Genomic DNA, 23,933 nt, shown 5'->3' on the forward strand with positions numbered 1-23,933 from the left:
CTTAAGCTCCGATACAAGGGGACTATTCGATAATGCCCGCCGCCAGAGCAAGCTGCCGATGGACATGGCGAGCGATGGCCGTACCAGCGAGCAGGATCTGGTGATCGCAGCGATCGGCCTGCGGCCGAATCTGGCCCTAGCCCGCAGGGCCGGGCTGGAGGTGGATCGCGGCATCCTGGTCGATGATAGGCTGCAGACCAGCGATCCCCACATCTTCGCGCTGGGGGATTGCGTGCAGTGGCAGGGTCAGCTTGCAACCCATAGTGCTGGGGGCCAATGCGCTGGCACGTACCCTGCTCGGCACGCCGACCCCGCTGACCCTGCCGCCCATGCTGGTGAAGGTAAAGACGCCGCGCTACCCGCTGCAACTGGCCGGCCGCACCAAGGGCGAGGATCTCGCCTGGCAGTGCCGCTGGAACAGCCACGGCATGGTGGCCGAGGCGCGCGATGACGCCGGCGAGCTGTGCGGTTTCGTGGTGGGGGCGACCAGATGAGCGCCGCTTTCCCGCTGTTGCGTCAGCTGCCCCGTTAACCCCTTTCATTGCACCGGCCGGGTCGACCCGGCCACTCGAGGAGAACCGATATGGCCATGCAACTGATTCCGTCTCACTGGGTAGTGCGCCGCTCCACCCCCTTCTTCACCCGCCAGAATGTGCCCCAGGCCCTGCTCACCCACCACAACACCGCGGCCGGGGTGTTCGGCCAGCTCTGCGTGATGGAGGGCACCGTCACCTATCACGGCTTTGCCAATCCGGGCCGGGGAGTTTGCCACCAGCCCGCCCCAGCACTGGCACAGGGTCGAGCTGTCGGAGGATGCCCGCTTCAACATCCACTTCTGGGCCGAGCAGGCCGAATCCGACCAGCCGCTGTTCAACAGCCGCAGGCATAAGGTGCAACCATGGGGGCATTGGGCGCAAATGTCCCCCTCTGCCCATGCAGATCAAAATAATCAATTCAGATGTCCGTTATCCTTGCCGCCAGTGGTGGATGAGGCAGTGAGGGAAACATGAGCGTGATCGAAGCCGTGACCATGGCCGCCGGCCTGGCCTATCTGGTGCTGCTGGCGTGGCAGGCGCGATCGGGCTGGCAGTGGCGTCTTGCCCTCGGCCTGCTGCTCATGCTCTGGTTGCTGGCGGCAGACAACCTGCTCTGGCTCGGCGTCGGGCTGGTGGCTGGCGCGCTTGCCCTCTGGCACCAACGGCGGCCGCTGCCCGCCCTCGAGGCGCTCGACAGCCAGTGGCTGCGGGCACGCACGCGCCAGCTGCTGCTGCTCTGCTGGGGGCTGGTGACGCTGCAGTACGGCCTGCATGTCTGGCAGCTGGGGCAGGGGATGAACCCCTGGCTGGTGCGTCCTGACGTGGTGGACGGCTTCCTGCCCATTGCCGGCGGGCTCGGGCTGCGGGCCTGGCTCGGGCAGGGGCTGGTGGATCCGCACCATCCGGCGGCCACCGTCACCGTGCTGGTGCTCTCGCTGTCGGCCCTGCTGCTGGGGCGGGCGTTCTGCGCCTGGTTCTGCCCGCTCGGGCTGGTGGGTGAATGGCTGCACGGCCTGCGCAGCCGATGGCTGGCGGGGGAGTGGACGCCGCCGCGCTGGCTCGATGTCGTGTTGCGTGGCCAGAAGTTTCTGGTGCTCGCCTTTCTGCTGTTTATCGTGCTGATCGCGGTGCCAAGCGCCGCCCTGCCCGGCTACTTCACCAGCCCCTACCATCAGGCGGCGGACATGAAGATGGGGGCCTTCTTCTTCAGCCTGACCCTGATCTCGGCTCTGTGCCTTGGCTGGGTGCTGCTGCTCACCGCCACCTTCCGGCAAGGGTTCTGCCGCTACCTCTGTCCCTATGGCGCCTGGCTGGCCCTGCTCGGCCTGCTGACCCCATTGCGCATTCGCCGTGACCCGGCCCGTTGCCTGCGCAGCGCGGGCCACGACTGCGACAAGTGCAGCCGGGCCTGCCCGTCGCGCATCCAGGTACACCAGCTCATCGCGGTACGCAGTCTCGAGTGCACCAGCTGTCTGAGCTGCGTGGCCGCCTGCCCCAAGCGGGCCGATGCGCTGCACTTGGGCACGCAGGGGCACCGGCTCGCGCCTCGCCAGCTGCTGGGGCTGCTCTGCCTGTTGCTGCTGGTGCTGCCGCTGCTCGCTTACGGCCTGCTGGGGATCTGGGTCAGCCAGACGCCGCTGGCGGATCGCGCCCAGCTGCTGCAACTGCTGCCGCAACTGACCCATTGAGTCACAAGAAGCCAGTTGCAGGGTGTCTGTTGAGGGCCCGTTGGGCAGCCTGAACATGCACCCGCATTTGATACCTGAGGGGTAGCAGGGTAAAGTCCCTTCCCCGACATGCGGCCCTGCTGCCGTGTCGGGCCGGCAGCCCGCCTTGAGCGCACCTTGCTTCCCTTGCGAAGCAGCCAGCGCCGGGCGCCGGCACCTAGATGAGCGCGATCTACCATGACAACCGGCGTAGCAAATGCAACGGTCCGCGGTCGCGATCAGATCCACAATCGTCTTTGGAGAAGTAAATGGGACAGAAACCATCGTTGGTGGGCGGGGCATGCATCATTGCCGGCGTCTGTGTAGGGGCCGGCATGCTGGGCTTGCCGAGTGCGGGGGCGGGCGCCTGGACCATCTGGTCGGTGCTGGCCATTACCCTGACCATGATCGTGATGACGCTCTCCGGCTGGATGCTGCTGGAGTCCTATCAGGGCTATCCGCTGCGTGTGTCGTTCGATACCGTTACCCGCGAACTGCTGGGGGAGAAGCTCAACGCCATCAACAACCTCACCGTCTATTTCGTTGGTGGCATCCTGCTCTACGCCTACATCACCTCGGCCGGCCTCATCATTGACGGCATGACCGGCATCGGCAGCCAGTTGGGCTCAATCCTGTTTACCCTGGGCTTCTCTGGCCTGGTGTGGCACTCCACCCGGGCGGTGGATCGCATCTCAGTGGTGCTGGTCATCGCCATGGGGCTGAGCTTCGTGTTCGGCATCTCTGGGCTGTCGCTCAACATCAAGCCGACCCTGCTGTTCGATACCCTGAGCGAGCATGCCAGCTATGCCCCCTATGCGCTGGCCATGCTGCCGGTGGCACTCACCTCGTTTGGCTATCACCACTCGGTGTCGTCCATGCGCGCCTACTACGGTGAGGAGCGCCGCGCCCGTTACGCCATCCTCGGCGGCACCGCCATCGCGCTGCTGTTCTACCTCATCTGGCTGGTGAGCGTGTTCGGCAACCTGCCGCGCAGCGAGTTCGGCCCTGTGGTGGCCCAGGGTGGCAACGTCGACGTGCTGCTCAAGGCACTGGCCTCGGTGATCGAATCCGATGCGGTCGCCAACGCTCTCAACCTTTTCTCCATGGCCGCCATCCTCTCCTCCTTCATCGGGGTGGGACTGGGGGTGTTCGACTATCTGGCGGATCTGTTCAAGTTCGACAACGGCCGAGGCGGCCGCGCCAAGTCGTGGGCGGCCACCTTCCTGCCGCCGCTGCTGCTCTCCCTGCTGTTCCCGTTCGGCTTCCTGATGGCCATCGGCTATGCGGGCGCCGTGGCTACCCTGTGGACCTGCATCATCCCGGCCCTGCTGGCCTGGAAGGTGCGCGCCGGCAAGGGCAAGCAAGGGGATAAACAGGATGGCTTACGGGTGCCGGGCGGCATGCCGATGATCGCCGGCGTCTTCCTGTTCGGGGTGCTGACTGCGGCATTCCACCTGCTCAACATGGCGGGCATGCTGCCCGTCTACACCGGCTGACCACCTCGGTCTGCCCCGGCAGACTGCGACAAAAAACGGCGCCTGATGGCGCCGTTTTGCGTTCCAAATAGTGATACAGGCAGACAGGTTGGTGTCGTTCGGGCTCGCCAGTGGGATGGTGTGCACTATAGTTTGGTTCTCTTTGGAGCAAAAATAGGAGCTGGCTATGGCATGGACTATCGATGATTCGCAACCCCGCATCCTCTACAACAAGGACAAGCACGTGGCCGTGACGGCGTCGGCCATGAGCAAGTACCACGAGTGGCGCCGGGAGATAGTGCGGGGTACCGATCCCAAGAACGCAGCCGACAAGGTGGGCGACATGCACTACGAGCAGTTGAGCGGCAAGAATAAAGGGATCTACACGATCCGCCTCAGCCAGGAGCACAGGGTCGCTTTTACCATCAACAGCACCCTGCAGCAGGTGAAGGTGATCAGCATTGGTGGCCACTTCCCACCGAGCTGAGTGGTCTGACTGAGTCTAAAAAGGCGCCTTATGGCGCCTTTTTTATTGGCTTGCAACCGCAGCCCCGTTGGACTGGGGGTAGTGTGGTCAGCAGCCGGTTATACGGCCCTGCTGCGGGCGAGTCAGATCGCGCCAATCTCGCTGGCGGCGTGTACCAGCTGCTCCAGCTGATGATGGATTTGGCCGCGATCGAGCTGTTGCAGTGGCTGACGGCTCCAGAGTACTGGGGTCAGGTTATCCGGATCGAATGCCAAAATCGGTTTGCAGGGGTCCTGGCTGAACAGGTTCTGTGCTGCGGCTTGTGCGCTGGTGGCGGCTTCCAGGCGGGTAAACATCAGCAGGTAGTTGGCCGGGTGTTCGGTCAGGTGATAGGTTTGCTCGCCGATCTGCAGGCTGGTGACGCTCTCTTCCTGCGCTGGTATGGGGAGAGAGAGGGAAAGAAACAGCTGGTGGAGGGCGGCGTGATAGAGAGAGTTCATCGAGGGCTCCAAATTGGTGATGGTGCAATTAGAGCATCTCACCGCTGACGACACTGTTAATGGTGGCTCTGTTTTTTTAGCTTTCCGGTCAGTTGGATGGCGTGTCGCACTCAGTGCAAAAATCCCGACCAATCGCGATAGTCCGCCCCCATTGCCTCTCCTAGACTGAGCGCGAAACATCACGAGAAGATAAACACCATGCAGATTCAAACACATAATGGCGGCCTGCAGGCCGTCGCCCAGCACAGTGATGCTGCGGCCGGGGTTGGCAAGTTCGGCCAGCTGGATGCTCGTCAGGTTGCCACCAGTCAGGATGCCCTTCAGCTGGGCAGCCGCAGTGAACCGCAAAAAGGAGAGGGTCTGCTGTCCCGTTTGGGAGCCCAGTTGGCCCGTCCGTTTGTGGCATTGAAAGAGTGGATCGGCAATCTGCTGGGGGCTCGCCCCGCAGCGCCCGCCCGCTCCGCACCGCCGGCAGACAACCTCTCCCTGGCCGACCAAAAGCGTCTGCTGCTGCAAAAGGCGCTGCCTTTTACCCTGGGTGGCCTCGATAAGGCGAGCGAGCTCAATAACATAGATGCACAGCAGTTGGGGCGGGAACATGCCCGGCTGGCGACCGGCAATGGCGCCCTGCGCTCGCTGGCAACCTCACTGAACGGGATCAAGGATGGCTCCATGCGGCAGGAGAACCAAACCTTGGCGGCCGGGTTGCTTGAACGTCCCATCGTCGGTATCCCGCTCCAGCAGTGGGGCACGGTGGGCGGCAAGGTAACTGAGTTGATCGCCAGTGCCACCCCGGAGCAGTTACAAGAGGCGATGAGCCAGCTGCACGCCGTGATGGCGGAAGTGGCCGACTTGCAGAGTGCAGTCAAAGCCGAGGTCGCCGGCGAACCGCTGCCGGCCACCACCAATGCCGAGGTTGTGGCGGCTCCACATGGGGAGGCCAAGCCTGCCGCTCGCGAAACCGTCACCATGGCACGCCAGACCGAGGCCACCGGTTACAAGCTGGCGCTGGAGCTCATCAGCTACCAGGCCAGCTACCTGCTGCGGGATCAGGCTTCGACCGAGGTTACCCTGAGCAGTGATGACCTCAATGCCTTGCACCAGCACATTGCCGATGGCTCCATCAATGGCTCCCATATGACCAAGCTGCAAACCCGGGGTGACCTGCAGATCCTGCGTACATTGGCACTCTCTCTTGCGGGCGGCAGCGATGCCAATGGTGCTTCTCTGGGCAATGCGCTCGACAGTCTCGCCTCGGCGCGTCCCAATCAGCGGTTGGTGCTGGGCGGCCTGATGCAGTTTGCCGGTCAGACCGATCAGGCATGGGCAGACCAGACCGCCGGCAAGCCGGAGGATCGCCTCGATGCGGGGGCAAGACTGCGCTTTGATACCGGCCACATGAAGGCGGAACTGGCTCGTCTTGACGACAGTGCGGCGCGGCAGGTGCTACTACAGCTGGAGGGGGATTTTGGTGATCGAGCCAAGGCCGTCTGCGACTTCGCGGTGGCGCAGGTCTCTACCTTTGCCGACAGCGAGAGCAGCCAGGAAGCCGTATTGGTCTCCCGCCTGACCCGCATGGGCAATCTGGTGGGCAGCCTGACCGACGAGCTGAAGGTGCGCCTCCAGTTGCCAGAGTCTGCACGCGGTGAGCCGACCATGATCGACTCCATCAGCCAGCTGACCCCGTTGGAGCTGGCGGCACTGGCCCATATCGGTGTCGAGGCCGATTATCTCGAGTAATTGGCTCCCTACAAGGAAACTGCATGTAATAACGGACACCTCTGGGTGTCCGTTATTACATGGTGAGTAGCCCGGTTGCGGGGCTACTGCCGGTAGCGGGCGGCGGTGATGAACTGGCCGAAGGTTTCGCACCAGATGATCACGCTGTCGTAGTCGGCCGGGTTCACATCGGCAGGGAGGGGGACGATAAAGTTGTCGAAGGTCTTCACCGGCCCGATTTTCACCATCTTCTCCTTCAGGCGGGCAAAGTCGGCCTCGGTCTCGACGAAGGTGGGTGACAGGTAGAGCTGGTAGTCGGGCCCAGGTGCCAGCTTGCCCATCAGGCTGATGGTATCGGGCCCTATGCTGACCTGCCCCTCACCCCAGTGCAGCCGGTCGCTGTCTTGCAGATCCCGGCGAAAGGTGCCGTGAAAGCTGGCCTGAGCCTGCCGGGCGGCAACCTGTTCGTTGGTGGGGGCGGCTGGGGCTATCAGGATCGGCAGGGCATAGATGCCGGCCGCAAAGCCGGCGGCGCCCACCAGCAGATGGCTGGCCAGCAGCAGGGCCAGGGTTTTGCGTTGCATGGCTGTCTCGGTCGTTGATTAATTGATGGCACCACCCTACCAGCAGGCCGCCGTCATGCCCACCCCGGAATGGGGGCATGACGGTGGTTGTACGGGCAACGTGTGGGCGGGGTTTACTGGATGCTGACCGCCAGGGTGTGGGGCACTTGCTCGCCACGGCGGGCGGAGGCACGCATCTGATAGACCTGGATCAGGTACTTGCCGGAGGCGGGCAGGGCGCCTTGCCACTGACCATCGCCATCGTTGCTGCCCAGCGCCTCGGCCTGACCGGGTTGGGCGCCGGGGGCGAAGACATTGAAGTTGGCGTTGCTGCTGCCGCCGATCTTGACCGTCATGGTCTGGCCAGCCTTGGCCACCAAGGTGTAATGGATGGTGTCATAGCCGGTGAAGTTGCCCTTGAGCTGGGCGCTGTGTGCCCCCTTGGCAAACTGCACCGGAACCGTGGTGACCTTGTCGGCGGCCTGCGCACCGGCGGCCATGGTGATGGCCAGCAGGGCGGCCTGGATTGCTCGTTTCATCGTTGCACCTCGTGAAGAGGCCCTGTCACCCTGGCAGAGCCGCCTCGACAAGATATGCCCAAATCGGCGGGTTGCCTATCCGGCTCAGAGATATCGTCCCGGCCGAGTTGGCATGAACAGGTGAGATAGGTGGCGACGCTGCTTCGCATGTTGCAGCGCAAGGCAAGCGACGGTCGTGCGGGTTGTTAAAGCCGGGCGCAGCTGCCTGGCCCGGCTTGGTGTTCACTCCCTTTATCACACGAATCAGTGCGCGGGCAGGATTAGGGGTTGAAGCTGCGGGTAATCTTCAACTGATGAATCCCACCGGAGCATTGGGAGTCATTGCCCCAGGCACTGACCGGCAGGCCGCGATCCAGCGCCAGCAGGGCCATCTCGAACATGCCTCTGCCGGGGTAATCATTCAGGTTTTTGAAGACATGGAAGCTCGTGCTGCCCTGCTCATAATTCTTTTCCCATGAAATCACCACCGCATTGCCGGCGTCGGGGCCGCCACTGGCCGATTTGATATAGCCGGCATGCACATCGGTCAACATGACCCGATCAAGACACTGCACGTCGACCCGGTAAGTGGCCAAGGCACTGGTAGATAACATCAGGGTGGACAAGGCGGCCAACATAACGAACTTCTGTTTCATTATCATTCTACACATCTCCATTTGTGTGTTTTGGGTGAATGGCGGAAATTAAAATGGGGAGGTGGAAAAGGCCATGCCTATTTAATTCTGATAAGTCTGATATTGATTTTATATATTGCTTTGCAAGTGCATTGTTTGGGCGCCCTATTTTTACTTGAAAATAAGGCATTGATTTTCAAAGGTTTGTTTTTGAATTCGGATGTCACTATTTTTCATCATCACGGTGATATGAAAGATGGTTGGATATATAAAATAACGCCATTTTAATGCCGCGTTGTTTATTTTTAGGTATGTCTTGGCATAAAAAACAGCTTCATTGATGAGGCACAACAAGAAGAAATGGGGGGTACAAAATATCTTTTGTGGTTATTGCTATCCATCAGCCAGCCTGCATATGAATTTGGATGATCGGTAGAGAGGCAGGCTTATATTCGCGCGTATTCGATGATGGCTGTCGAGCAACAGAAGCCACTGGCGGGCATATCCCGTGCAGCCCTGAACAAGATGCTGTGGGCGCGATGACAATCCGATACCCTATGGCTCGGATTCTTCTCTTATCACGGGAATGGGACATGCTGATCATCTTCAGTGGTTTGCCGGGCAGCGGAAAAAGCACCATAGCGCGAGCCCTGGCCCGGCGGCTGGGGGCCGTCTACCTGCGCATTGATACCATAGAGCAGGCCATTCGTGCCGCTGAACTGACGGGTGAAGAGATGGGGCCGGCCGGTTATTTCGTCGCCTATGGGCTGGCTCGAGAGAACCTGGCACTTGGCTCGATCGTCATCACGGATTCCGTTAACCCCATCCAGCTCACCCGCGATGCCTACCACGACATCGCCCGCTCGGTCGGGGTGCCCTGTCTCGATGTCGAAGTGGTCTGCTCCAACCCAAGTCTGCACCGCGAGCGGGTCGAAAACCGGACGGTGGATATCGAGGGGCTGGCATTGCCGGATTGGCTGGCGGTGATCACACGCGATTATGAACCCTGGGAGAGTGAGCGTCTGGTGCTGGATAGCGCCACCCTGTCGGTCACCCAGAGCGTGGAAAAGATTGTCGCTGCGTTGGCAAAGGAATCGTAGGTTCGATTAGCGTAGCGTAATCGGACGAATGAAAGGCTTTGATTGCATTTGTTGCCGTCAAACAGGGGGGGCAGTCGGAGGGGGGAATTCTGCTGGCCCGTTATGGTGGGAGAATCCATTGACGCGAACGTCCGATTACGCCTGACGGCTAATCGAACCTACGGGCAGAGTTGAAGGTGGTATTATATGATAGGCTCAACGGTATAACATATGTAAGATAAAAACGTAAAATTTCATTTTTGGGAAATTATATATGGAACAGCTCTTTTATTTAGGGAAACGATTTGAGCGTCAGTTGTACTCGAGTGTTTTTGTTATTGTGGTATGTATATTTTTTTACTATCTATGTCTTGCTATTAACACGGATAAAAACCAGCGAGATTACAAAGCATTAATATCGTTGAATGACTTTATTATAGAGAACAAAGAATACATACAACGAGCGAAAGAAATCCAGTCTACTTACTCTGATTACTTGATGAGAAAGGATAGTAATAAAGATACTGATTTTAATAAAACCAAAGATGATAAAAAAGAAATAGAGTTGAGGAAAAAACTAGGGCTAAAACCATTGGTCAAAAAACCTCCTCGACCAGAAGCACCTGGCCTTGAACTAAGTTATGTAAACACCGTTCGCGGCAAGCTAGCTTTACCTCAAAAAGGGGATCTAGATTCTGCAGCTGAGGGTATATACAGGTCTATGTATATAGGTATTATTATTGATTTATTTTACGTTGATAGTGCATTAAGTGATAAATATATGGAGTTGTTCAGGACCAAAGAAGTAGAGGAAATATTGAAGGCTATAAACCAAGACTTGTTATCCTATGACAATAGAAGCTTAAAAATAGTTGGTGTTGATACACCATTACAACTACCTTTTTCAGTTGGTGATGTTAAATCAAAAGTGTCTTTATATAGCATCCATAACATCATGATGATTTCTATGCCAATATTCCTACTTATATGGTTCGGCTCATTGAGTATGACTCGCACTAGAGAACTATTCTTTTTGAGAAAAACCAAGTCACTTATGTCAACATATCCTCATATTCTCAACTTGTTCTGCTTTGTGGACATGATGGCGATAGATAAGAAAAATAGGAAATTGATTGACATGGCACTACTTGGTAGTGAAAAAGAAATTAATAGCATTGAGAGCTCCGCAATAATTATTTCTATAATGAGAGTTCTTATGTCATTAGCTATATTTTTATTTATGATGACCCCATTTTATTACGGAGCGCTACTTTTCGTAATGTCATCACCGGCTTTTATTCAAATTTTTTTGCTTATGTGCTTTTTCATTAACTTAATACAAGCCATAGCTTTTGTTTATAATGAATTTGGTTTTTATAAAAATATTTTCATTCATAAATCTGGAGAGGTTTGAATTTCTATGAAGATGATTTTCATTGGATTATGCTATTTGTTATCAACCATGGCTATTTCTGCGGACAGCGAATTTAGTGTATATGGCTATTATAACTGTAAATCATGGGCTGAGTCATATAGTGATAAAGATGTCCAAGATTTTAACGTGTACACTGGAAGTTGGCTTGCTGGGTTTGTTAGTGCCTATAATTACTCTACAGGTAGAGATAATTTCCGGGGGGTTAATATTAGTATTATATCCGAATATATCGCGCAATATTGTATATCAAATCCTGATAAGGAAGTTGTGGATGGTTTGAATGAGATAAAGAAGAAGTTAAAAAATTAAGATACAGATTGGATTATATGGGCATTGATTTACTCGTTAGTAAAAACGACCCCACTTGGGGCCGTTTTCATTCAGACCAACAACATCACTGCAGCAGGGAGATATCCGCGACTTGCAGGAACAGGTTGCGCAGGTTGTTCAGCAGTGCCAGACGGTTGGCCTTGAGGGCTTCGTCGTCGGCCATCACCATCACCTCGTTGAAGAAGGTGTCGACCGGCTCGCGCAGGGCGGCCAGACGGGTGAGGGCTGCCTGATAGTCACCGGCGGCGAACAGCGGGGCCAGTTCGGCTTGCAGTTCGGCAACCTGGGTGGCCAGCGCCTTCTCGGCGGCATCGACCAGCAGTTCCGGTTTGACGGCAGTCGGCAACTCGCCTTCGACCTTGGCCAGAATATTGCTCACGCGCTTGTTGGCGGCAGCCAGAGCCAGTGCGGCATCCAGAGAGCGGAAGTGGCTGACGGCCTTGACGCGACGATCGAAGTCGAGCGGACGGGTCGGGCGGCGGGCCAGTACGGCCAGCACCACGTCGGCACCGATGCCTTCGTCCTGATAGGCGGCGCGAAAGCGCCCCAGCATGAAGTCGACCACGTCGGTAACGACGGTCTTGTTGGTCAGCTTGTCGCCGTAGACGCGTACCGCTTCTTCAACCAGTTCAACCAGATCCAGATCCAGTTGCTTCTCGGTCATGATGCGCAGGGCACCGATGGCGGCGCGACGCAGAGCGAACGGGTCTTTATCACCCTTCGGCAGCATGCCGATGCCGAAGATACCGGCCAGGGTGTCGAACTTGTCGGCCAGCGCGACGGCGCAGGCAACCAGACCGGACGGCAGGGCATCGCCGGCAAAGCGCGGCATGTACTGCTCGTTGAGGGCCACGGCCACTGCTTCATCTTCGCCATCGTGACGGGCGTAGTGCATCCCCATGACACCCTGGGTGTCGGTGAACTCGCCGACCATGTTGGTCATCAGGTCACACTTGGAGAGCAGACCGGCACGCTTGGCCTGAGCCACATCGGCGCCGATACGCTCGGCGATAAAGCCGGCAACGGTCTCGATACGCTCGACCTTGGCCTTGACGGTGCCCAGCTGTTGCTGGAACAGCACGGTTTCAAGGCGCGGCAGGCGGGAGGCCAGAGTCTGCTTGAGGTCGGTCTTGAAGAAGAACTCGGCGTCGGAGAGACGGGGGCGAACCACCTTCTCGTTGCCGCTGATGATCTGGCTCGGGTCTTTGGACTCGATGTTGGTGACGAAGATGAACTTCGGCAGCAGCTTGCCGTTCTTGTCGTAGACCGGGAAGTACTTCTGGTCACCCTTCATGGTGTGCACCAGCGCTTCAGCCGGCACGGCCAGGAACTTCTCTTCGAAGTTGGCGGTCAGCACCACAGGCCATTCGACCAGGGCGGTCACTTCTTCCAGCAGGGCGTCGTCCAGATCGGCCACGCCACCGAAGGCGGCTGCGGCCGCTTCGGCGTCAGCCTTGATCTTGGCCTTGCGCGCCATGAAGTCGGCAATCACCATGCCGCGCTCCTGCAGGATCTGCGGGTACTGGCTGGCGTTGTCGATGGTGAATTCGCTCTCGCCCATAAAGCGGTGACCGCGGATGGTGCGGGCGGAGTCGATACCCAGAATGTGGGCGGGAACCAGCTCGCCATCCAGCAGCAGGGTCACGGTGAAGACCGGACGCACGAACTGGATGGTCTTGTCGCCCCAGCGCATCATCTTCGGGATCGGCAGTTTGGCCAGGGCAGAGGCAACCAGTTCGCCCAGCAGATCGACGGCCGGACGGCCTTCGACCTTGGCGGTGTGAACCAGCCACTCGCCCTTGTCGGTGACCAGACGCTCGGCCTGCTCAACGGTGATGCCGTTGCCACGGGCCCAGCCTTCGGCAGCCTTGGTCGGCTTGCCTTCGGCATCGAACGCCTGCGCCACGGCCGGGCCGCGCTTTTCGACGCTCTTGCTCGGCTGTTCGCCGGCCAGCTCGCTCACTTTCAGCGCCAGACGGCGCGGTGAGGCAAACCACTCGACGTCGCCGAAGGCCAGATCGGCCTTGGTCAGTTCGGCTTTGAAGTTGTCGGCAAAGGCTTCGGCCAGGGAGCGCAGGGCTTTGGGCGGCAGCTCAGCAGTACCGATCTCTACCAGAAATGTATGTTGTGCCATGTCCGTTCCTTAACCTTGCTTGTTCTCACTGCGCTGACACATAGGGAAGCCCAGCGCTTCGCGGGAGGCGTAGTATGCCTCTGCCACGGCCTTGGTCAGGGTGCGAATGCGCAAGATGTAGCGCTGACGCTCGGTGACCGAGATGGCCTTGCGGGCATCCAGCAGGTTGAAGGAGTGAGCGGCTTTGAGGATGCGCTCGTAGGCAGGCAGCGGCAGCGGTTTTTCCAGTGCCAGCAGATTCTGGGCTTCCTTCTCGTACTGCTCGAAGCAGTGGAACAGGAACTCCACATCGGCGTGTTCGAAGTTGTAGGTGGATTGCTCCACTTCGTTCTGGTGGAACACGTCGCCGTAGGTGGTCTTGCCCAGCGGGCCGTCAGACCAGACCAGATCGTAGACGCTGTCGACGCCCTGAATGTACATGGCCAGACGCTCGAGACCGTAGGTGATCTCGCCGGTGACCGGCTTGCACTCGAGGCCGCCGACTTGCTGGAAGTAGGTGAACTGGGTCACTTCCATGCCGTTCAGCCACACTTCCCAACCCAGACCCCAGGCACCCAGAGTCGGGTTTTCCCAGTTGTCTTCCACGAAGCGGATGTCGTGGATCTCGGGATCCATGCCCAGCTCTTTCAGGGAGCCCAGATAGAGTTCCTGAATGTTGTCGGGGGAGGGCTTGATGATCACCTGGAACTGGTAGTAGTGCTGCAGGCGGTTCGGGTTTTCACCGTAGCGGCCGTCAGTCGGACGGCGGGACGGTTGCACGTAGGCGCAGGCGATGGGCTCGGGGCCCAGGGCGCGCAGGCAGGTCATGGGGTGAGAAGTACCGGCACCCACTTCCATATCCAGCGGCTGAATGATGGTACAGCCCTGGCGGGACCAATAGTCCTGCAGCTGCAGGATCAGGCCCTGAAAGGTTTTGACATCGAATTTTTGCATAATTTTTTTCGCGCGAAATGAAATCAGAGCAAGATTTGCTGAATGTGAACCGAAGGAGTATACCGTCTGGCATGGTCGGATAATAGGCGAAATTACAGCGGATTAATGTGATGGTGCTGCGCCGGGCCTGGGCGGGAGGGGTTGTGGGCACTCCCGCGCCCGGGTTGCCATCGACCCCGGGGATTGGATGAAATGACAGGAGAGAGGGAATGGAGTTGCGTTGCGCCTGGGTGACCAAGGACCCGGAATACATTGAATACCATGACAAACAGTGGGGAAGGCCGGTGTATGACGCCCGCGAGCTGTTTGCCAAGCTCTGCCTCGACGGCCAGCAGGCGGGGCTGTCGTGGATCACCATCTTGAAGCGCACCGAGAGTTACCATCGCGCCTATGCCGACTTTGATCCGGTGCGCATCGTGCAGTTCGACGAGCAGGATGTGGAACGGCTGATGCAGGACACCGGCATCATCCGCAACCGGCTCAAGGTGCAGTCGATCATCAAAAACGCCCGCGCCTATCTGGCGCTGGAGGCCGAAGGCGTCGACTTTGTCGATTATCTGTGGGGCTTCGTGGGCGGCGCCCCCATCGTCAACCAGCGGCAGGGCAACGGCGACATTCCGGCGACCTCAGCGGAGTCGGATGCCATGTCGAAAGCGCTCAAGAAGCGCGGCTTCACCTTCGTCGGCAGCACCATCTGCTACGCCTTTATGCAGGCGGTGGGGATGGTGAACGATCATCTGGTGACCTGCCCCTGCCACGCCGAGTGCCAACAGGGGCCTGCGCGCCAATAAACCGGGTGCAAGGTAAAAGAGAAGGGAGGCTGATGCCTCCCTTCTGCATGTCGGCATGGCGTCAGCCATGGGGCCGTCAGGCGATCCCGGCCTGACGGAGCGTGCCTGAATACTGTTTGTCGACCTTGGAGATGTGGTTGAGCAGCCAATTCTTGAGAAACACCAGCAGCTCCATGTTGAACTCCTCGTCGTCCGTGCCGTTGCGCTGCATCAGGGTGTCGAGCTCCGCCAGCAGCCGGGCGTGTTCCTGCTTGTGGCGGCGCAGCTCGGGGTAGCCCGCCTGCTCCATCACGCGCTCCTCGTCGGCGAAGTGCTGGGTGGCGAGCTTGAGCAGCTCGTCGAGCCGTTGTTTGCGTAGCTGGGCCGGGCTCTTGTCGAGCACCGCCTGGTAGAGCCGGTTCATCGCCTCGAACAAGCCCAGATGCTGGCTGTCCATGCTGGGCACCTGCACCATGAAAGCCTCGTTCCAGTGCAGCAGCTCCTGATCCTGGCTGGCTGAGCCAGCCTTGCTGACGTCGAACTGATCGCTGATGAGGCCGATCTCCTCGTTGGCCTGGTTCATGTCCCGGGTGTGGCTGCGGCTCTGGCGCGCCAGCTCCAGGCATTCGCGGGCGATGCTGGCGACCTCCATCACATTGCGGTTGGTCTCTTCGGTGACCTGTGCCTGCTGGCCGGCGGCGGTGGCGATGTGGCCGTTCATGTCGTTGACCCGGGTGATGGCTTCGACGATGGCGGTCAGGGTCTCGCCGGTGCCCGCCGCCTGGCTGACCGCCTGTTCGCTCACGTTGCGGGTGGTGTGCATGGTGGTCACCGCGTGGCGGGTGTTGTGCTGCAGCGCCTCGATACGCTGCTGGATGTCGACGGTGGCGGCCTGAGTGCGGGTCGCCAGCTGGCGCACCTCGTCGGCCACCACCGCGAAGCCGCGGCCCTGTTCACCGGCCCGGGCTGCCTCGATGGCGGCGTTGAGCGCCAGCAGGTTGGTCTGTTCCGAGATGGTGCGGATCACCTGCAGGATGTTGCCGATCTGGGTGCTCTCCTGATCCAGCTGGGTCACTTCCCCGGCGGATTGCTCGATGTGGTCGGCCACCTGCCGGATCAGGGAGATGGTCTGGCTCACCTGCCGCTGGCCGTCGTGGGCCTGCTGCTGGGTGAGCAGGGTATCCTGGCTGGCCTGCTCGGTGTTGTGCTCGATGTTGTGGACGGTGGCGGTCATCTCGTTGATGGCGGTCGCCAGCATGTCGGTGTTCTGCTGAGCCTGCTGCATGCTGCTGAGGGTGCTGCCGGAGTGCGACATGAGCAGGGCCATCTTGTCGTGGGTCTTGCGCGAAACCTGCTGCACCGTACCGATCAGGCTGTCGATATTACCGAGGAAGCGGTTGAACACCTCCGCCAGATAGGCGAACTCGTCCTTGCCCTGGCCGTGCAGCCGGAAGGTGAGGTTGTGGCTGTGGTTGGCCAGCTCGACCAGCTGGCCCATCAGGTGCTGCAGCGGGCCGACGGTCTTGAAGTAGATGAGCAGCAGCATCAACAGGATGATGGCCAGGCTGACGGCCAGCTGCAGCATGTCCTGATGCTGCAGGGTCTCGCTCTGGCTGCGGATCTCCTGCTCTCGCTGCTGGAACTGTTGTTGCTGCTGTTCCAGTACCGCTTCGACCTGGCTGGCGATGTTGTCGGTAAGGGCGTCAAACCCTTCGGTCGGCTGCTTCATTAGCTGGTTGCCGGCCTCGCGCCCCTCCTTGAGATAGATGTCCACCATCCGCTTGCCGATCTCCAGCTGGCGGGTCAGCAACGGGGTGAGCAGCGCCTTCAGCTGCGGCAGCCGCTCCAGCAACTGGCGGGCCGCCTGGGCGTGCTGTTCGGCCTCGCCGATGGAGTCCATCTCGCCGGAGACGGCGGCATCGGTCAGGAACTGCTGGACCTGGGTGGTGTGATAACGCAGCTCCTGTAGGGCGATCTGCTCGTTGGCGCTGACGATGAGCTGGTTGGGCAGCTCGCCGAGGCGGGCGGTCAGGCTGCTGCGCCAGAGCCCGCCCAGCGCCATGGTGATCAGAATGATAAGGCTGGCACTGAGCAGCAGGTGCCGGATCGAGACGTTGCGAAGCAGTGCAGACATGAGAGACCTCTGAGCACTATTGATGGTGTATTCAATAGTAGTCAATGGAGACGTATTTGGTCCGTTGAACAAGGAGATAGGTCACTGTTGCGCTCTTGATCCGGCTACCGGTTCAGGCGGCATCCAGCCGGCCTGCAGATACTGGGGGGTGGGCAGAGAGGAGCGTAATGTTGATAACGTCACACCTTGGCACACCTCTGGGGTAGAATGCGCCCTCTTTGGATTTGAGTCGGTTTTTTTAGAGGTTTTTCATGCATTTCAAGACACTTGTTCCCGCAGTTGCCCTGCTCGTAGCCCTGACCGGCTGTACCACCAACCCCTATACTGGCGAATCCCAGACCTCCAAGGGTGCCTGGGGCGCGCTGGCTGGCGCGGCCACTGGCGCCGCCGTGGGCGCGCTCTCTTCCAGCAAGGGTGACCGCAAGAAAGGGATCCTGACCGGCGTGGCCGCCGGCGCTGCTCTGGGCGGTGGTATCGGCTACTACATGGACGTACAGGAAGCCAAGCTGCGCGAGAAGCTGCAAGGCACCGGCGTCAGCGTGACCCGCAACGGTGACCAGCTGATCCTCAACATGCCGAACAACGTCACCTTCGACAGCTCCAGCGCCCAGCTGAAAGCAGCCGGTGCCAACACCCTGTCTGGCGTGGCCATGGTGGTGGCCGAGTTCGACAAGACTCGCCTGAACGTGGTCGGTCACACCGACAGCACAGGTTCCCGCGAGCTGAACATGAAGCTCTCCGCCCAGCGCGCCGATGCCGTCGCCGCCCAGTTGATCGGCCAGGGTGTGACCGGCAGCCGTATCTCCACCAGCGGCGTGGGCCCGGATCAGCCGGTAGCCACCAACAGCACCGCTGAAGGCAAGGCCCAGAACCGTCGGGTGACCATCACCCTGACCCCGATCGCCTAAGCGGTCCGGTTCGCAGCCATGAAAAAGGCCCCGCCAGCGATGGCGGGGCCTTTCGTTATTAGGCGTTGCGGGCTTTAGACGGCTGCAGTCAGCTGCACTTCCACCTTGTAGCCTTCGTGAGCGAGGCGGGCCTGCACGCAGGCACGGACCGGCGCTGTGCCCGCCGGGATCCAGGCATCCCACTGCTCGTTGAAGGCCGCGATGTCCGCTATGTCCTTGAGGTAGATGTTAGCCATCAGGATCTTGTCGACGCCGGAGCCGTTGGCTTCCAGCAGGCGCTGCAGGCTTTCCAGCACTTCACGGGTCTGCTGATGAATATCGGCGGTGTCGGTGGCGGGCACTTCCACCACATAGAGGGTGCCGTTGTGAATGACCACATCAGACCAACGCTGGGTGGTGCCGATTCGGGTAATGGCTGGCATGGATTGCTCCGGTGTTGGGGCTCACTGACCCTTGCGGATCAGATAGCGGTAAGGGGCCTGCTCTGTCTCGCTGGCGACCAGGGTGTGATCCATGAAGCGGCAGAAACTGGGGATGTCGCGGGTGGTTGAGGGGTCGTCGGCACTGACCAGCAGGGTCTCCCCGTCAGCCATCAGCCGCACTTTTTTACGAACCATCATCACTGGCTCGGGGCAACGAAGCCCGATTGCGTCCAACTCGTGAGTTGCGTCGCAGAATAAAGCACTCATCAATAATCAACCTTCAACCAAATCAGCTGCCAATAATACTCACGGCGAAAAAATAATCAAACCACTCCGGCAACTGGCAGCATATGTAACCAAAGTGTTATCTGGGCCTACCCACTCACCGCCGTATGAGTAATATAAAAATTGAACCATATTCAACAAGGAGGTGTGAATATGCAGGTCTCCTACGGCAGATTACAAGCCTACGCAGGCATGGGGTTCTTGTCTTTCGCCATGATAGTGATGGGCAGCCCGATCGGTAATACCGGCACCTGGTTCGGTTCCATGGTGATGATCGGACTGGGGCTCTGGATCGAGCTCAGCGATTACTACGACGAGGATGAGGACGAAAACGATCAATCCTGACCCCAGTACTTTCACAATGACAAAGGCGGATATCTCATCCGCCTTTGTCGTTTCTGGTCTCCGCGAAAAGCGTCAGCGGGTCGAGCGCATGGCCCGCTCCAGATGCAGCGCAGTCTGCTGCGGGTTGGCTCTGGGGTCGTTGAAGAAGTTGCTCAGCACATCCATGATCGCCTGGCGCATGTTGGTCGGGGTTGCCATCCCCTCCGCCATGCTGGGCAGTAGGTTGCCTTCCCGCTCCGCCAGCAGAAAATCCTGATAGGAGCGGATGGCGCAGCGGTCGAACTTGCTCATGTCCGGCTTGGTCAGCGCCGGGATCGAACCCTTCACCCGGTTGAACTCCTGCTGGAAGCGCGGCGTCATCAGCAACTGGGCCAGCTCGCCCTGGGCCTGCAGTTGGGCGGGATCCCGCTGCTTGAACATGGCGATGGAGTCGAGGTTGTAGCTGAACAGGCTGGCACTGCCGGGGCTCGGCAGGCACTCGATATCCTCGCCGGGCCGGTAATTGCCGGCGCTCAGCTCGCCCTTCACCCAGTCCCCCATGATCTGCATGGCGGCGCCGCCGCTCTCCAGCAGGTTGGTGGCCTGGTGCCACTTCAGGCCGGCGTATTTTTCCGGCACATAGCCGCGCAGCTGCTGAAAGCGGGTCAGTACCCGCACCATGTCGGGGCCGGTCAGGGTGGCGCTGTCCTGTTCCACGAAGGCTTTGCGGTAGAACGCCTTGCCCCCTTCGCCGAGTGCCACCGTTTCGAACAGTACCGCCAGCTGCCAGGGCTCGTTGCCGATGGCGAGCGGGGTGATCCCTTGCTGCTTGAGCCGATCGGCCACGGTGACGAACTGGGCCCAGCTGGTGGGCGGCGTCAGCTTGTTGCGCTCGAAGATCTTGCGGTTGAGCCACAGCCAGTTGACCCGATGGATCCCGGTCGGCACCGCCATCAGGGCACCGTTCTGGCTGAGAGTCTCCCGCACCATGGGCGGCAACTGGGGATACCAGCCGAGGTGTTCGGCCATGGGGGTGAGATCGCGCAGGAAACCGAGCCCGGCCCACTCCCGCAACTCGAACCCCTTGAGGTGGGCCGCCTCCGGCGGATTGGCCGCCAGTGCCCGGCTTTTCAGCACCGTCATGGCGCTCTTGCCGCCGCCGCCCTGCACCGCGAAGTCGTTCCACTGGTTGCCCTGCTCGGTCCACTCGGACTTGAGCACTTCCACCGCCCTGGCCTCGCCGCCGGAGGTCCACCAGTGCAGCACCTCCACCTGGGAGGCGCCTACAGGCAGGGAGAGCAGGGCGATGACAGAAAAAGACAACCACTTCATAAGGTTACTGCCTTGGTAGGGAGAGGGTGGCCTGCAGGCCGCCCTGCGGACGATTTTCCAGCACCAGATCGCCGCCGTGGGCGTGGGCTATGTTGCGGGCAATGCCCAGACCCAGACCGGTACCGGCCAGATCCGTGCTGAGCCGATAGTAGGGTTCGAAGATGCGTTCGAACTGATCCTCCGGCAGGCCGGGCCCCTCGTCCATGATGAACAGGATCAGCATCTCCTCGTCGTCCATGATGATGATGCGCACCCGTTGGCCGTACTTGATGCCGTTGTCCACCAGGTTGCCGATGCAACGCTTGAGGGCCAGCGGCTTGCCACGGTAGGGCTGCTTGCAGTGGCCTTCGATGGTCAGCCGCTCGTCGTGCAGGTTCATGGCTTCCGCCATCTGCTCCAGCATGGCGTCGATGTCGAGCTGCTCGATGTTCTCGTGGATGTCGGTGTCTTTCACCGTTTGCAATGCCCCCTTCACCATCAGCTCCAGCTCGTCCAGGTCCTTGTTGAACTTGGCGATCTGCTGCTCGTCGTCGAGCAGTTCGACCCGCAGTCGCAGCCGGGTGATGGGGGTCTTGAGGTCGTGGGAAATCGAGCTGAACAGCCGCTCTCTATCGTCGATGTAGCGGCGAATGCGGTGCTGCATGATGTTGAAGGCGCGGGTGGCCGCCACGATCTCGGAGGCCCCCTCCTCTTTCAGGGAGGGCTGGTCGATGTCCTTGCCGAGGTTGACCGCCGCCTTGGCCAGCCGGCGCAGCGGCCGGGTCTGCCAGCGCACCAGCAGGAAGGTGAAGAAGCAGAGAAACACCGTCATCAGGGCGATGAAGCGCACCTGGTTGCTGGGCATGACGGTGTCATCCAGCGTCATGTAGGGGGCCGGCAGCAGGGCCGCCAGATAGAGCCACTCGCCCGGCTCTATCTCGATCTGGGTCACCAGCACAGGGGGATTGATCGGCTCCAGCGACAGGGTGTAGCGGGCCCAGGAGGAGGGCAGATCCGCCAGCAGGGTGTCGTTGTTGAAGACGTGCAGCTCTTCGGGCCGTGAGAAGTCCACCTTGATCGCCATGGCGTCGGAGAGCTTGCGGGTCAGCACCCCCTGCACCTCCTTGAGCACCAGCGTCTTGCGCTCGCTGTCGGGGATGGCGCTGATGTGGATCTCCTCTTCGTTCAGCGACACGAAGAAGCGGCTGCCGCCCATGTTGCGCAGCTGGTCCAGCGCGATGTGGCGGTACTGCAGCGGCAGGGATTTGAAGAAGTTGACGGTGGAGGCGGCCGACAGCGCCAGGTTGCGGGTGGTGCTGAGCATGCCTTCCAGCTCCCGCTTCTGGATCTGCTGCATCCAGATGCCGGTGAGGATGGTCTGGGAGAGCAGGATCGCCAGCAGCAACAGCAGCAGCATCCGCGACAGCAGGGAACGGGGCACCAGCGCCCGCCAGAACCACCTGGTATTCATGGGATCTCTCGCCTTGTGTCGATCAGCATGCCGTTGCTACCTTGCTGGCTCTCATGGGATCTCGTGCACCTCGGCGATCAGCATGTAGCCACTGCCGCGAATGGTCTTGATGATGCGCGGGCTCTTGCCGTTGTCACCCAGCTTCTGGCGCAAGCGGCTGATCTGCACGTCGATGCCGCGCTCCATCGGCAGGCTCTCGCGACCGCGGGTGGCGTCCGAGATGGTATCCCGGTCCAGCACCACGCCGGGCTGCTGCAGGAACATGCCGAGCAGCAGGGCATCGCTGCCGGAGAGATCCAGCAGGCTACCGTCTTCGTGGGTCAGCTGGTGGCTCAGGGTATCCAGGGTCCACTCGGCGAAGCGCAGCCGACGGCTCGGTTCTTTCTCTTTCTCCGGCTGGCGGAATTCGGCGCGGCGCAGCAGCGCCTTGATGCGGGCCTGCAGCTCGCGCGGGCTGAACGGCTTGGCGATGTAGTCATCGGCACCGAGCTCGAGGCCGATCACCCGGTCCGCTTCGTCGGAGGCGGCGGTCAGCATGATGATGGGCACCTGGGAGTCGCGACGGATCTGCTGGCAGAGGGTAAAACCGTCGTCGCCCGGCATCATGATATCGAGAATGATGAGGTCCGGGTTGTGCTGGGCGAGCTGCTTGCGCATCTCGTTGCCCTCCGCTGCGGTCAATACCTCGAAGCCGGCCCTGGTCAGGTATTCGTTGAGCAGCTCGCGGATCTCTTGGTCGTCGTCGACGATCAGCAGTTGTTTGCTCGTTGACATATGTATGTGCATCCACCCATTTTTTTGTGCAGATTGAACCTGTCAGGGGCGCAAAAAGCAAGCAAGCCCCCCATCTAATGTGAGGTTATGGGCAATATCCTCCCATATCCTGCCGTGCAAATAAAAAAGGCCGACCCAAACGGGCCGGCCAATACGCAGATTCCGACGGCAGAAGTGCACCCCGTGTGGCGCACTCCACAGACTCGATAACGGGCCGGGCAGACCGACCCCAAAACCGCTGACAGGAGCCCGCTTCGCCGGGAAGCAGGAGCGGGCTCCTGTCTTGTCAATACAGCCCCGACCGGCGAACCGGCCAGGGCGCTACTTACACTCGTTCGAACACGGTGGCGATGCCCTGACCCAGGCCGATGCACATGGTGGCAACCCCCAGGGTGGCGTCCTTCTCTTCCATCAGGTTGAGCAGGGTGGTGGAGATGCGGGCGCCGGAGCAGCCGAGCGGGTGACCCAGGGCGATGGCGCCGCCGTTCAGGTTTACCTTCTCATCCACCACGTCTTGCAGACCCAGATCCTTCACGCAAGGCAGGGACTGGGCGGCAAACGCCTCGTTCAGCTCGAACAGGTCGATGTCACCGATGGTCAGGCCGGCCCGCTTGAGCGCCTTCTGGGTGGCCGGTACCGGGCCGTAACCCATGATGGCGGCATCGCAGCCGGCGATGGCCATGGCACGCACCCGGGCACGCGGGGTGAGGCCGAGGGCCTTGGCGCGGTCCGCACTCATCACCAGCATGGCGGCGGCGCCATCGGACAGCGCCGAAGAGGTGCCGGCGGTGACGGTACCGTTGACCGGGTCGAACACCGGGCGCAGCTGGCTCAGGGTTTCAACCGTGGTCTCCGGGCGGATCACCTCGTCGTAGTCGTAGAAGAAGCGGGCGCCGCTGGCGTCATGGCCTTCCAGCCCGACGATCTCCTTGGCAAAACGTCCTTCCACGGTTGCCGCGTGGGCACGGCGATGGGAGCGGGCGGCAAACTCGTCCTGCTGCTGACGGCTGATGCCGTGCAGCTTGCCGAGCATCTCGGCGGTCAGCCCCATCATGCCGGAGGCTTTCGCCACCGACTTGGCCATGCCGGGGTGGAAGTCCACCCCGTGGCTCATCGGCACGTGACCCATGTGCTCGACGCCGCCGATGATGAAGATATCCCCATCACCTACCTGAATGGCACGGGAGGCATCGTGCAGCGCCTGCATACTCGAGCCGCACAGGCGGTTGACGGTGACCGCCCCCACCTGCTTCGGAATGCCGGCCAGCAAGGCGGCGTTGCGGGCGATGTTGAAGCCCTGCTCCAGGGTCTGCTGCACGCAGCCCCAGTAGATATCCTCGATCTCGTTCGGGTCGAGGTTGGGGTTGCGCAGCAGGATGGATTTCATCAGGTGCGCGGACAAGTCTTCTGCACGCACGTTGCGGAAGGCGCCGCCCTTGGACCGGCCCATCGGGGTCCGGATACAGTCGACAATGACTACGTCTTTCATGAATGGATCTCCTTTC

General features: G+C 60.2%; 23 protein-coding genes and 2 pseudogenes. 12 read left to right on the plus strand and 13 right to left on the minus strand.

Features of this window, described 5'->3' with window-relative positions; genetic code table 11:
* Positions 1 to 70: 70 nt before the first annotated feature.
* From ACPDZI_RS22270 to ACPDZI_RS22290, 5 genes and pseudogenes are all read left to right on the plus strand, one after another.
* Positions 71 to 532: pseudogene (locus ACPDZI_RS22270) on the plus strand (FAD-dependent oxidoreductase); the annotation flags it as partial.
* Between the two features lie 51 nt (positions 533 to 583).
* A pseudogene (locus ACPDZI_RS22275) lies at positions 584 to 884 on the plus strand (DUF1971 domain-containing protein); the annotation flags it as partial.
* 122 nt (positions 885 to 1,006) lie between these two features.
* Complete coding sequence (locus ACPDZI_RS22280; RefSeq protein WP_438833804.1) at positions 1,007 to 2,224, plus strand: 4Fe-4S binding protein; 1,218 nt, start codon at positions 1,007 to 1,009, stop codon at positions 2,222 to 2,224.
* Positions 2,225 to 2,511: 287 nt separating this feature from the next.
* The gene (locus ACPDZI_RS22285; protein WP_336989234.1) at positions 2,512 to 3,738 is read left to right on the plus strand and encodes an aromatic amino acid transporter; all 1,227 of its coding nucleotides are present in this window, start codon (positions 2,512 to 2,514) and stop codon (positions 3,736 to 3,738) included.
* 166 nt (positions 3,739 to 3,904) lie between these two features.
* Entirely contained in the window at positions 3,905 to 4,204 is a 300-nt protein-coding gene (locus tag ACPDZI_RS22290) for a hypothetical protein (RefSeq protein ID WP_029302610.1), read from the plus strand.
* Positions 4,205 to 4,326: 122 nt separating this feature from the next.
* Here the strand turns inward: ACPDZI_RS22290 and ACPDZI_RS22295 are convergent, their stop codons facing one another.
* A complete protein-coding gene (locus ACPDZI_RS22295) occupies positions 4,327 to 4,683 on the minus strand; it encodes a CesT family type III secretion system chaperone (RefSeq protein ID WP_336759239.1) in 357 nt (118 codons plus the stop codon).
* Positions 4,684 to 4,881: 198 nt separating this feature from the next.
* Here ACPDZI_RS22295 and ACPDZI_RS22300 point away from each other — a divergent pair, with 198 nt between their 5' ends.
* Positions 4,882 to 6,423, plus strand: coding sequence for an ADP-ribosyltransferase (locus ACPDZI_RS22300; RefSeq protein ID WP_438833805.1), 1,542 nt, complete (start codon positions 4,882 to 4,884; stop codon positions 6,421 to 6,423).
* Positions 6,424 to 6,506: 83 nt separating this feature from the next.
* On the opposite strand, the gene ACPDZI_RS22305 is transcribed toward ACPDZI_RS22300, so the two are convergent.
* The 3 genes from ACPDZI_RS22305 to ACPDZI_RS22315 form a co-directional block, all read right to left on the minus strand.
* Positions 6,507 to 6,986: a DM13 domain-containing protein gene (locus ACPDZI_RS22305; protein ID WP_438833806.1), complete on the minus strand. Its 480-nt coding sequence runs from the start codon at positions 6,984 to 6,986 to the stop codon at positions 6,507 to 6,509.
* Between the two features lie 113 nt (positions 6,987 to 7,099).
* Entirely contained in the window at positions 7,100 to 7,504 is a 405-nt protein-coding gene (locus tag ACPDZI_RS22310) for a g-type lysozyme inhibitor (protein WP_076362839.1), read from the minus strand.
* 260 nt (positions 7,505 to 7,764) lie between these two features.
* Positions 7,765 to 8,145, minus strand: a complete 381-nt coding sequence (locus tag ACPDZI_RS22315; RefSeq protein WP_025202441.1) for a hypothetical protein — start codon at positions 8,143 to 8,145, stop codon at positions 7,765 to 7,767.
* Positions 8,146 to 8,711: 566 nt separating this feature from the next.
* Here ACPDZI_RS22315 and ACPDZI_RS22320 point away from each other — a divergent pair.
* The 3 genes from ACPDZI_RS22320 to ACPDZI_RS22330 all read left to right on the plus strand — a co-directional run bounded on the left by ACPDZI_RS22320 (position 8,712) and on the right by ACPDZI_RS22330 (position 10,941).
* The gene (locus ACPDZI_RS22320; protein WP_438833807.1) at positions 8,712 to 9,218 is read left to right on the plus strand and encodes an AAA family ATPase; all 507 of its coding nucleotides are present in this window, start codon (positions 8,712 to 8,714) and stop codon (positions 9,216 to 9,218) included.
* Positions 9,219 to 9,471: 253 nt separating this feature from the next.
* Positions 9,472 to 10,611 carry a hypothetical protein gene (locus ACPDZI_RS22325; RefSeq protein ID WP_438833808.1) on the plus strand — a complete coding sequence of 380 codons (1,140 nt, stop codon included), beginning with the start codon at positions 9,472 to 9,474 and terminating at the stop codon, positions 10,609 to 10,611.
* A 6-nt stretch (positions 10,612 to 10,617) separates the two neighbouring features.
* Positions 10,618 to 10,941, plus strand: coding sequence for a hypothetical protein (locus ACPDZI_RS22330; protein ID WP_438833809.1), 324 nt, complete (start codon positions 10,618 to 10,620; stop codon positions 10,939 to 10,941).
* Positions 10,942 to 11,026: 85 nt separating this feature from the next.
* Here the strand turns inward: ACPDZI_RS22330 and glyS are convergent, their stop codons facing one another.
* Together glyS and glyQ are read right to left on the minus strand one after the other, a co-directional pair.
* A complete protein-coding gene (gene glyS, locus ACPDZI_RS22335) occupies positions 11,027 to 13,096 on the minus strand; it encodes a glycine--tRNA ligase subunit beta (RefSeq protein WP_438833810.1) in 2,070 nt (689 codons plus the stop codon).
* A gap of 9 nt (positions 13,097 to 13,105) precedes the next feature.
* Positions 13,106 to 14,029, minus strand: a complete 924-nt coding sequence (gene glyQ / locus ACPDZI_RS22340; RefSeq protein ID WP_005339464.1) for a glycine--tRNA ligase subunit alpha — start codon at positions 14,027 to 14,029, stop codon at positions 13,106 to 13,108.
* 209 nt (positions 14,030 to 14,238) lie between these two features.
* On the opposite strand from glyQ, the gene ACPDZI_RS22345 reads away from it, so the two are divergent.
* The gene (locus tag ACPDZI_RS22345) at positions 14,239 to 14,820 is read left to right on the plus strand and encodes a DNA-3-methyladenine glycosylase I (RefSeq protein WP_135320871.1); all 582 of its coding nucleotides are present in this window, start codon (positions 14,239 to 14,241) and stop codon (positions 14,818 to 14,820) included.
* Between the two features lie 76 nt (positions 14,821 to 14,896).
* Here ACPDZI_RS22345 and ACPDZI_RS22350 read toward each other — a convergent pair whose 3' ends face one another.
* Positions 14,897 to 16,933, minus strand: a complete 2,037-nt coding sequence (locus ACPDZI_RS22350; RefSeq protein WP_438833811.1) for a bacteriohemerythrin — start codon at positions 16,931 to 16,933, stop codon at positions 14,897 to 14,899.
* Between the two features lie 251 nt (positions 16,934 to 17,184).
* Between ACPDZI_RS22350 and ACPDZI_RS22355 the strand changes: the two genes are divergently transcribed.
* Positions 17,185 to 17,841, plus strand: a complete 657-nt coding sequence (locus ACPDZI_RS22355; protein WP_043168054.1) for an OmpA family lipoprotein — start codon at positions 17,185 to 17,187, stop codon at positions 17,839 to 17,841.
* A 74-nt stretch (positions 17,842 to 17,915) separates the two neighbouring features.
* Here ACPDZI_RS22355 and ACPDZI_RS22360 read toward each other — a convergent pair whose 3' ends face one another.
* Positions 17,916 to 18,263 (minus strand): RidA family protein, encoded by a 348-nt coding sequence (locus ACPDZI_RS22360; protein WP_016348988.1) that lies wholly within the window; start codon positions 18,261 to 18,263, stop codon positions 17,916 to 17,918.
* Between the two features lie 21 nt (positions 18,264 to 18,284).
* Positions 18,285 to 18,530 carry a sulfurtransferase TusA gene (tusA, locus tag ACPDZI_RS22365; protein WP_005307416.1) on the minus strand — a complete coding sequence of 82 codons (246 nt, stop codon included), beginning with the start codon at positions 18,528 to 18,530 and terminating at the stop codon, positions 18,285 to 18,287.
* A 171-nt stretch (positions 18,531 to 18,701) separates the two neighbouring features.
* On the opposite strand from tusA, the gene ACPDZI_RS22370 reads away from it, so the two are divergent.
* Entirely contained in the window at positions 18,702 to 18,893 is a 192-nt protein-coding gene (locus tag ACPDZI_RS22370) for a hypothetical protein (RefSeq protein WP_005307420.1), read from the plus strand.
* A gap of 72 nt (positions 18,894 to 18,965) precedes the next feature.
* On the opposite strand, the gene ACPDZI_RS22375 is transcribed toward ACPDZI_RS22370, so the two are convergent.
* From ACPDZI_RS22375 to fadA, 4 genes are all read right to left on the minus strand, one after another.
* Positions 18,966 to 20,204 (minus strand): ABC transporter substrate-binding protein, encoded by a 1,239-nt coding sequence (locus ACPDZI_RS22375; RefSeq protein WP_017410853.1) that lies wholly within the window; start codon positions 20,202 to 20,204, stop codon positions 18,966 to 18,968.
* A gap of 4 nt (positions 20,205 to 20,208) precedes the next feature.
* On the minus strand, positions 20,209 to 21,654 hold the full coding sequence (locus ACPDZI_RS22380; protein ID WP_016348991.1) for an ATP-binding protein: 1,446 nt from the start codon (positions 21,652 to 21,654) through the stop codon (positions 20,209 to 20,211).
* A gap of 51 nt (positions 21,655 to 21,705) precedes the next feature.
* Complete coding sequence (locus ACPDZI_RS22385; RefSeq protein WP_016348992.1) at positions 21,706 to 22,428, minus strand: response regulator; 723 nt, start codon at positions 22,426 to 22,428, stop codon at positions 21,706 to 21,708.
* A 325-nt stretch (positions 22,429 to 22,753) separates the two neighbouring features.
* The gene (gene fadA, locus ACPDZI_RS22390) at positions 22,754 to 23,917 is read right to left on the minus strand and encodes an acetyl-CoA C-acyltransferase FadA (RefSeq protein WP_076362846.1); all 1,164 of its coding nucleotides are present in this window, start codon (positions 23,915 to 23,917) and stop codon (positions 22,754 to 22,756) included.
* Positions 23,918 to 23,933 lie beyond the last annotated feature (16 nt).

Source organism: Aeromonas oralensis (assembly GCF_049665575.1).
In the GTDB taxonomy this organism is placed as follows: domain Bacteria; phylum Pseudomonadota; class Gammaproteobacteria; order Enterobacterales; family Aeromonadaceae; genus Aeromonas; species Aeromonas hydrophila.

What these genes read in the sequence shown, in the direction of transcription:
- ACPDZI_RS22315 (WP_025202441.1), bottom strand. Translation starts at nt 8,145, where the DNA reads ATGATAATGAAACAGAAGTTCGTTATGTTGGCCGCCTTGTCCACCCTG.
- ACPDZI_RS22295 (WP_336759239.1), bottom strand. Translation starts at nt 4,683, where the DNA reads ATGAACTCTCTCTATCACGCCGCCCTCCACCAGCTGTTTCTTTCCCTC.
- ACPDZI_RS22305 (WP_438833806.1), bottom strand. Translation starts at nt 6,986, where the DNA reads ATGCAACGCAAAACCCTGGCCCTGCTGCTGGCCAGCCATCTGCTGGTG.
- ACPDZI_RS22285 (WP_336989234.1), top strand. Translation starts at nt 2,512, where the DNA reads ATGGGACAGAAACCATCGTTGGTGGGCGGGGCATGCATCATTGCCGGC.
- ACPDZI_RS22355 (WP_043168054.1), top strand. Translation starts at nt 17,185, where the DNA reads ATGCATTTCAAGACACTTGTTCCCGCAGTTGCCCTGCTCGTAGCCCTG.
- ACPDZI_RS22380 (WP_016348991.1), bottom strand. Translation starts at nt 21,654, where the DNA reads ATGAATACCAGGTGGTTCTGGCGGGCGCTGGTGCCCCGTTCCCTGCTG.
- glyQ (WP_005339464.1), bottom strand. Translation starts at nt 14,029, where the DNA reads ATGCAAAAATTCGATGTCAAAACCTTTCAGGGCCTGATCCTGCAGCTG.
- ACPDZI_RS22310 (WP_076362839.1), bottom strand. Translation starts at nt 7,504, where the DNA reads ATGAAACGAGCAATCCAGGCCGCCCTGCTGGCCATCACCATGGCCGCC.
- ACPDZI_RS22345 (WP_135320871.1), top strand. Translation starts at nt 14,239, where the DNA reads ATGGAGTTGCGTTGCGCCTGGGTGACCAAGGACCCGGAATACATTGAA.
- ACPDZI_RS22290 (WP_029302610.1), top strand. Translation starts at nt 3,905, where the DNA reads ATGGCATGGACTATCGATGATTCGCAACCCCGCATCCTCTACAACAAG.
- ACPDZI_RS22375 (WP_017410853.1), bottom strand. Translation starts at nt 20,204, where the DNA reads ATGAAGTGGTTGTCTTTTTCTGTCATCGCCCTGCTCTCCCTGCCTGTA.
- tusA (WP_005307416.1), bottom strand. Translation starts at nt 18,530, where the DNA reads ATGAGTGCTTTATTCTGCGACGCAACTCACGAGTTGGACGCAATCGGG.
- ACPDZI_RS22360 (WP_016348988.1), bottom strand. Translation starts at nt 18,263, where the DNA reads ATGCCAGCCATTACCCGAATCGGCACCACCCAGCGTTGGTCTGATGTG.
- ACPDZI_RS22385 (WP_016348992.1), bottom strand. Translation starts at nt 22,428, where the DNA reads ATGTCAACGAGCAAACAACTGCTGATCGTCGACGACGACCAAGAGATC.
- ACPDZI_RS22320 (WP_438833807.1), top strand. Translation starts at nt 8,712, where the DNA reads ATGCTGATCATCTTCAGTGGTTTGCCGGGCAGCGGAAAAAGCACCATA.
- glyS (WP_438833810.1), bottom strand. Translation starts at nt 13,096, where the DNA reads ATGGCACAACATACATTTCTGGTAGAGATCGGTACTGCTGAGCTGCCG.
- ACPDZI_RS22325 (WP_438833808.1), top strand. Translation starts at nt 9,472, where the DNA reads ATGGAACAGCTCTTTTATTTAGGGAAACGATTTGAGCGTCAGTTGTAC.
- ACPDZI_RS22280 (WP_438833804.1), top strand. Translation starts at nt 1,007, where the DNA reads ATGAGCGTGATCGAAGCCGTGACCATGGCCGCCGGCCTGGCCTATCTG.
- ACPDZI_RS22300 (WP_438833805.1), top strand. Translation starts at nt 4,882, where the DNA reads ATGCAGATTCAAACACATAATGGCGGCCTGCAGGCCGTCGCCCAGCAC.
- fadA (WP_076362846.1), bottom strand. Translation starts at nt 23,917, where the DNA reads ATGAAAGACGTAGTCATTGTCGACTGTATCCGGACCCCGATGGGCCGG.
- ACPDZI_RS22370 (WP_005307420.1), top strand. Translation starts at nt 18,702, where the DNA reads ATGCAGGTCTCCTACGGCAGATTACAAGCCTACGCAGGCATGGGGTTC.
- ACPDZI_RS22330 (WP_438833809.1), top strand. Translation starts at nt 10,618, where the DNA reads ATGAAGATGATTTTCATTGGATTATGCTATTTGTTATCAACCATGGCT.
- ACPDZI_RS22350 (WP_438833811.1), bottom strand. Translation starts at nt 16,933, where the DNA reads ATGTCTGCACTGCTTCGCAACGTCTCGATCCGGCACCTGCTGCTCAGT.